We start from the raw sequence: 7269 nt of genomic DNA, 5'->3' as shown, positions 1-7269 counted from the left end.
TAGCATTGCACCTTTAATTTCAGGATCTGGCTTATTAATCTGTATCCTGAGCTACTATTTAACGTGCGCTTACCCTGTTATGATTAATGACAACCATCAATGATCAACTTCCCACTATCAACTGCCAACTGCCAACTGTCAACTGTCTAATGACTAATGACCATTTCCTTTGTGTTTTCGGCAGCCAGCCCTGATACTTTCTGCGAAATGGGAATTTCTATGACAAACTCTGCACCTTCCCCGGGCGTAGAAATACACTGCAATTTGCCTCGGTGTTTTTCAACTATAATCTGATAGCTGATTGACAGTCCCAAGCCTGTGCCTTTGCCGACGGGTTTAGTAGTAAAAAATGGATCGAATAACTTGTGAATAACTTCTTGATTGATTCCCATCCCGTTGTCGGCAATGCGAATTGTTACTGTGTCTGAATTCGCACTGGTGCTAATCCGAATTCGGTTGTGGCGAGAATATATTTCTTGTGAAGAGTGATTGCTGTTGTAGTCTTCGAGGGCGTCTAGCGCATTTCCTAAAAGATTCATAAATACTTGATTGAGCTGACCTACATAGCACTCAACTTTTGGGAAGTGGCCGTAGTCTTTGATAATCTCAATAGCGGGACGAAGTACATTAGCTTTGATTCGGTGCTGCAAAATTAGCAACGTGCTTTCGATTCCTTCGTGAATATCTACTCGCTTCATTTGCGATTCGTCGAGTCTGGAAAAGTTGCGTAAGGATACAACTAAGTCGCGGATGCGATCGGCTCCTACCTTCATTGATTCCAAAATCTTCGTAAAGTCTTCCATTAAGTAATCAACTTCAATATCTTCGGCTGCTTCTACAATTTCCGGGACGGGATTTGGGTATTTCTCCTGGTAAAGATGGAGCAAACCGAGCAAGTCTGTGGCGTATTGGCTGGCGTGGGTGATGTTGCCGTAAATGAAGTTAATCGGATTGTTAATTTCGTGGGCGACGCCGGCGACTAGCTGCCCGAGAGAAGAGATTTTTTCGGTTTGGATTAGTTGAGTTTGAGTTTGGTGCAACTCGTGGACAGCTTTTTCGAGCTCGGCTGCTTGCGATCGATACTGTCCCTCGGACTGCTTGAGTGCTTCCAAAACTTGGACGCGATCGCTAATATCTGTGTGAGTTCCCACCCACTCGCGAACGCTGCCGTCGGCTGCCAAAAGGGGGACGCCCCGTACCCAGAAATGTCTGTAGCTGCCGTCTGCGGCTCGCAAGCGGTGCTCGACTTCGTAGAGACTTTTTGTTTCTATTGCCCGCATCCAAGCTTGTACTGTGCGATCGCGGTCTTCTGGGTGTACTGCTTGTATCCAGTTGTCCTCCTCTTCAAAGCTGATGCCCGTATAAGCTATCCAATCAGGCTGAGGCTTGTCGAAGATTCCGTTAGCGTCTGTCATCCAAACCATCTGTGCGGTGGCCATTGCCAGCGATCGATATCTTTCCTCACTCAGACGCACAGATTCTTCGGCTTCTCGGCTGGCTGTCACGTCGCGCAAAATAGCTGTGAATATGATTTCGCCTGCCACATCGAGTTTGGAAATAGAAGCTTCGGCAGGAAATTGCGTACCGTTTCGGCGGCGGGCGAAAATTTCTTTGCGGTTGCCCATGTTTCGGGCTTGTTTAACGCCGCAGCCGAAATTGCTGACGAGGAGACTGTGAGGGGTGGCAAAAGCTTCGGGCAACAGGATGCTCAGGGATTGCCCGATCGCCTCAGCAGCCGTCCACCCGAAAATCCTTTCTGCCCCTTGGTTGAACAGGATAATTTTTTGCTCAGCATCCACCGAAATAATCGCGTCGTCGGCAATTTCTACAATGCCGGCGAAACGAGCTTGAGACAGTTGCAGGGCTTTTTCAGCGTGTTTGCGATCGCTGATGTCGCGGGCGATCGTCGAAATGTATGTGAGTTTCTCGTCCGGTGCGCAGTGGGAGATGAGGACTTGGCTGACGGGAATTTCGAGTCCCGATGTTGACAGGAAGGTGGTTTCTCCACTCCAAAAGCCTTCGGAAACAGCGGTGGCGATCGCTTGATTCAAATTGCTGCGGGCTGACGCTGGCGTGAATTCTGCAACTTGTAGGTTGGATATATCTTCGTTTTCGTCTATACCCACCATTTTTCTGCCTGCTTTGTTGATGTAAACGGCGCGTCCTTCGAGGTTGCAGATACCTACAAAATCCGGGGTGGCTTCCAGAATTGCTGCCAGACTTCTGTTGGCGATTTCGGCTTTTTTGCTTTCAGTAATATCCCGCGCGATGGTAACTATACCGCTAATATTTCCTAGTCCGTCCCGGTAAGCACTTTTTGTAGAAAGAAATGTCCGCAAATTTCCTTTAACTGGCAGGTCTTCTTCGATCGCTTGCGTTGTTCCCGTTGTCATAATTGGGCGATCGGTTTTGCTAATTTTGTCGGCAATTTCCGGGTGAAATAATTCGCTGTCATCTCTGCCGATAATGTCGTCTACAGACTTGCCAATTATACTGGCTCCCGCAGCATTGAGCATCAGGTAACGGCCCTGAATATCTTTGACAAATAGGGCTGCTGGCGTACTATTGATGACGGCAAGCAATAGGTTGTAGTTTTTTTGAAGTGCCTGCTTGGTTGTTTTAGTGTCGAAAATTTGCTCCTGCAATTGCTCATTGGCGAGTTGCAGTTGGATAGTCCGTTTCTCAACTTTAGTTTCTAAGTCTGATTTAGCTTTCCTAAGTCCCAGTTCCGCTCGATAGCGCTTCCGGTCTGCGCTGCAAAGAGTTTTGGCATTCTGCCAAATCAGAACTGTAAAAATAATCACGTTCAATACGCTTAACAGCGATATCCCTACCTCCGGCGTGTAGGCTTGTAACCGCTCTCCGGATATGATGAAATAACCGACTACAGGCGGGATAATGATTGCCCGTGGTAACAAGCGCCTCGCCATGATGCCGCCGGCGCGATCGCTCGTCATTACTGCGATCAATCCTCGCTCAGGACTGGCAAATAAAATTCCGAAGCTCAGCAACATAAATGCTGCGGAAGTGTGCAAAGCCATGCCTGTATTTTTGCCAATTTGGTAAAATAAAGCTTTGTCGTAGAAATACCCTATCAAACCCGTAAATGCAATTAAAAATCCTGAACAGCTTAAGATTTGAATTCGCAGGTATTTAGGGCGACGTTCTGACAGCAGCAGCAGCGCTGTTCCCAGTAATAAAAAAGCACCAGCAGTATTCGGTGCCATGCGTCCTGGTGTTCCGGTGATTGTCAAGGTGTAACTTTCTTTAAATAGCAGTTGGTCGATGCCTAAGTCTAAATTAAAGCTATATTGAACTAGGGTTAATAGGCTAATTAATATAATTAAAAATGAACATCCAAAAATTAAATATTTATGATGTTTTTGAGGCGTTCTTGCTGTTAATTTGGCGCGCCGGATCAGTTGGATGAATAGAGAAAATCCGCTCAAAATAAAGCAGACCGCAGTATTGGCTTTCATCGTCACAAGTCCGGGCAGAATGCTTTTTAAGAGTGGCAGATCGAATATCCAACCCAAAATGACTGTACAGCCGATCGCCATTACTGCAATACTCGCTTTTTTGGAAAAAGACTGGACAGCAGCCATTCGGGTTGAGGGCGTTTGCAGTTGTTGTGCTCGTTCAAAAACTTCCAATTTCTCGCTCCCTCAAATTATTTGGTTTTCTACGTATCTAAGGTAACAATAAACACTCTAGTGAGATTGTTGCCCGCTATACAAAGCTGCTTAAGATTTTCTCAAAGCTGCCTAAGCATAAAATATGAATTATTTTATCTAACTTTAGAGAGATAGTCAAATGAAAGTTGAAGGCTCTTACGTAGAAGGCATTCGGCAGAATTAAGTAAGTTTTTCTTATTAAATTAAAATAAAAAATTCCTTGTTCCTTGTTCGTTGTTCCTGCGATTTCGGAAATTGGCGCCCGATTCATCGGCAAGACCGAGTGTTTTTACTCAGTACATGGAGGGATAAGGGTAGCGGATGAATCACTCTGTAACAAGATCACTCGGATTGTAAACCGGGTGCTGTGGCTGTGGGAAATGCGGCATAACAGATAAGACTCGGCGGTTGAAACCGCTACTACAAAAACAAAGTCCCAGCAGAGAGGGACTAAAGAGGGCATATTAAAGTCGGATTTGGTAACTGTCAACTGTCAACAGTCAACTGTCAACAGTCAACTAACTCCCAAATTTAGAAGTGCTTGCAAAGCTTCGGTTGCTGAGGGGTAACGCTGGGGGAAAGCGTAGAGCACCATCTTGTCTAAAACGCGAGCCAATTCCGGGGTGACAGTTGCATTTTTCTGCCAGATGAGATTGCCTAAATTATCAACTCGGAGTTGTTTCGGGCGCATCCCTGTCAAGGCTTGAATCCCGATGAGCCCGACAGCATAGATGTCGCTGCAAAATTTCGGTGAACCGATGGCTTGTTCGGGGGGAATGTAGTCTTGCTGAGTACCGCCGCGCGATTTCGTTTGACCGATGCTGTTTTGTGAAGTGTTGATTTCTTTAACTGCCCCAAAGTCAATTAATACAATCTTGCCATCTGATGTCCGCCTGATTAAGTTTTGAGGGTGAACGTCGCGGTGAATTACATCTTGTTTGTGAACAAATACAAGCACTTCCAAAATATCTGTCAACAAAGCAATAACCCGATCTTCTTCCCAAGGTTGACCTTCGATTAGTTCTTGATACAAGGGTTGCCCTTCGATGAATTGATAGACTAAATAAAAATATCCATCTTCTTCAAAGCGAGCTAACAATTCTGGTATCCGATCGTGTTGGCCCAATCGATATAAAACGCGCGTTTCTCGATCGAATAGGTGGCTGCTTCTCTCAGACTGGCTTTTCAGGCGCTTGACGAGGCACAAAGGGCGATCGGGCAAATTTTCATCTTCAGCCAGATAGGTATCGCTGTACTCGGTGCTGACCAAATGTTCTCTAATTCGGTAACGCATCCGCAGCAGCTTTTGCAACATTGGATCGACAGAATTAGCTGGTTGTGTGCCTTTTTGTACAGCTCTCATAATGCAGTCCCAAAGATTTGCTCCGACGACTCTTTCTTCTTGTCCAATAATTTCTGCTTGCTTCAGTATCTTGGTGAGGTCTTTCCACAAGTTGTAGCCGACATACCGCCCCAGGTAGCCCACTGTGTACCCACGGGCGATCGGATCGTTTTGCTGAATTTCTTGATAGGTCAAACCCCCTACAACGCCTCGAATTATCGACTGTTGCAACCGACTCAGGTGTTTTTCCGTTTGTTCGTATACCAGATTGTCCAAAAACAATATTGCTTCTTCTACTGTCATAGCTTCATATTTTAAGTGATTTGTACAGGAGCCACGCATTTTTATATCCCTAGATTTCTGTTATATATAATTTCTATTAAATTTGCTAGATTGTCTACTTATTGAAATATATTTTTACCAATATGACTTTTATGACTTTATGTTATTCATTTTATGAATTGACGTTTTAAATAGTTACTGCTACTATCTCAACTACAACTTTTAACTAGAGAGTACATTGCCAAATTAAACTCTCGCAGATTCGACTTTACAACTGCAAACATCAGAAACGAGTGTTGTCAATTAATAGGTAAATTAATCATGTCTATCTTCAGTACCGCAACCAGCTTCCCTGTCGGCGAAGGGCCGAGTGACGTTGTTGTAGCAGATTTTAACAAAGACGGTAAGCCAGATCTCGCCACAGCGAATCAAGGAACTAACAACATCTCGATTCTGTTGGGGACAGGCACTGGCAGCTTTGGCACTGCCAACAACTTTAACATCAGCTTTACGCCCATAAGTCTGGCATTAGGGGACTTTAACAGCGACGGCAACCTCGACATAGCTTCTGTAAAGACGGACAGCGCAGATGTAGGTCAAGTAGCCATCCTGTTGGGAAATGGCACAGGTAGCTTTGGCACTCCCACGAGCTTTTATACGGGGGAAGCTGATGGGAAGTCAGAGTATGGCCTTGGTGTTGGTGCGGGTGACTTTAACAGCGACGGCAAGCTAGATTTAGTTACGATAGGCAATAACAATCTATCGATCCTGTTAGGAACTGGTACAGGCAGCTTTGGGGCTCCTACTAACCTTAATGTTAATGGGTCGAATTCGCGGTTTTTCGCCGTGGAAGACTTTAATGCTGACGGCAAGCTCGACTTAGCTTTCATAGACTCTTCTGATAATGTATCGATCCTGTTGGGGACAGGGACAGGCAGCTTTGGGACTCCTACTAAATTTAAGGCGGGGAACAATCCGATCGGGCTCGCCACAGGGGATTTCAATGGGGATAACAAGCCAGATTTAGCTGTAACAAACATCGGCGAATCTAAAAACGTATCAATCCTGTTGGGGACAGGGACAGGCAGCTTTGGGGCTCCCACTAACTTTAATGCGGGGGACTTTCCCAATAGTGTTGCTGTTGGGGACTTTAACAGCGATAACAAATCAGACTTAGCTGTGACGAGCAATGGTATCTCCATTTTGTTGGGAAATGGTACGGGCAGTTTTGGTGCGCCCGCCAACTTTTCGGCTGGGGAAGATCCCTTTGTCATTGCTGTTGGGGACTTTAATGCTGACGGCAAGACAGACTTAACTACGACAAACGATACTGAAGAATCTAGCTACGTCTCGGTTTTGCTCAACAAAAACGATGATGTAGCGGATGGTAGCGGCAATGAGGACAATGATACGGCTGGTGTTTCTGTTAGTCTTACCGAAACGGAAGTTACAGAAGGCGGCGCGAATGGCAGTTACCAGCTCAAATTAAAGTCGCAGCCAACAGCCCCCGTTACCATCACTCTCACAACCAATAATCAGATTCAGCCGATCGGCCCTGTGACTTTCACTCCAAATAATTGGAATGTTGCTCAAACCGTTACGGTAAAAGCTGTTGACGATACAGTTGCCCAAGGTACAGACAGCGCTAATATTACTCACACTGCAACTAGCACTGATGCTAAGTATAACGAAATTTCGGTGCCAGGGGTGATAGTGGCGATCGACGATAACGACACTACGCCGACACCGACGCCGACACCGACGCCAACGCCAACGCCAACGCCGACACCAGTCACGCCGACGCCAACGCCGACGCCAACGCCAGTGACGCCGACACCAGTTACGCCGACACCAGTTACGCCGACGCCAGTTACGCCGACACCAACGCCGACGCCAACGCCAGTGACGCCGACGCCAACGCCGACGCCAGAGACGCCGACGCCAACGCCAGTGACGCCGACACCAGTCACG

The 7269-nt window shown here is 46.4% G+C and carries 3 protein-coding genes; 1 reads left to right on the top strand and 2 read right to left on the bottom strand.

Translation table 11 applies throughout. The features are described from left to right. Positions 1-146: 146 nt before the first annotated feature. Together QUA25_RS25515 and QUA25_RS25510 are read right to left on the bottom strand one after the other, a co-directional pair. A complete protein-coding gene (locus QUA25_RS25515) occupies positions 147-3653 on the bottom strand; it encodes a PAS domain S-box protein (protein WP_333042142.1) in 3507 nt (1168 codons plus the stop codon). A gap of 535 nt (positions 3654-4188) precedes the next feature. After that, positions 4189-5319 (bottom strand): serine/threonine-protein kinase, encoded by a 1131-nt coding sequence (locus QUA25_RS25510; protein WP_333042141.1) that lies wholly within the window; start codon positions 5317-5319, stop codon positions 4189-4191. 300 nt (positions 5320-5619) lie between these two features. On the opposite strand from QUA25_RS25510, the gene QUA25_RS25505 reads away from it, so the two are divergent. After that, the coding region (locus tag QUA25_RS25505; RefSeq protein ID WP_333042138.1) for a VCBS repeat-containing protein at positions 5620-7269 on the top strand (1650 nt) is incomplete at its 3' end.

This window comes from Microcoleus sp. Pol17C6, from assembly GCF_036701145.1.
In the GTDB taxonomy this organism is placed as follows: Bacteria; Cyanobacteriota; Cyanobacteriia; order Cyanobacteriales; family Microcoleaceae; genus Microcoleus.
This window is presented reverse-complemented; position numbering and strand designations above follow the sequence as displayed.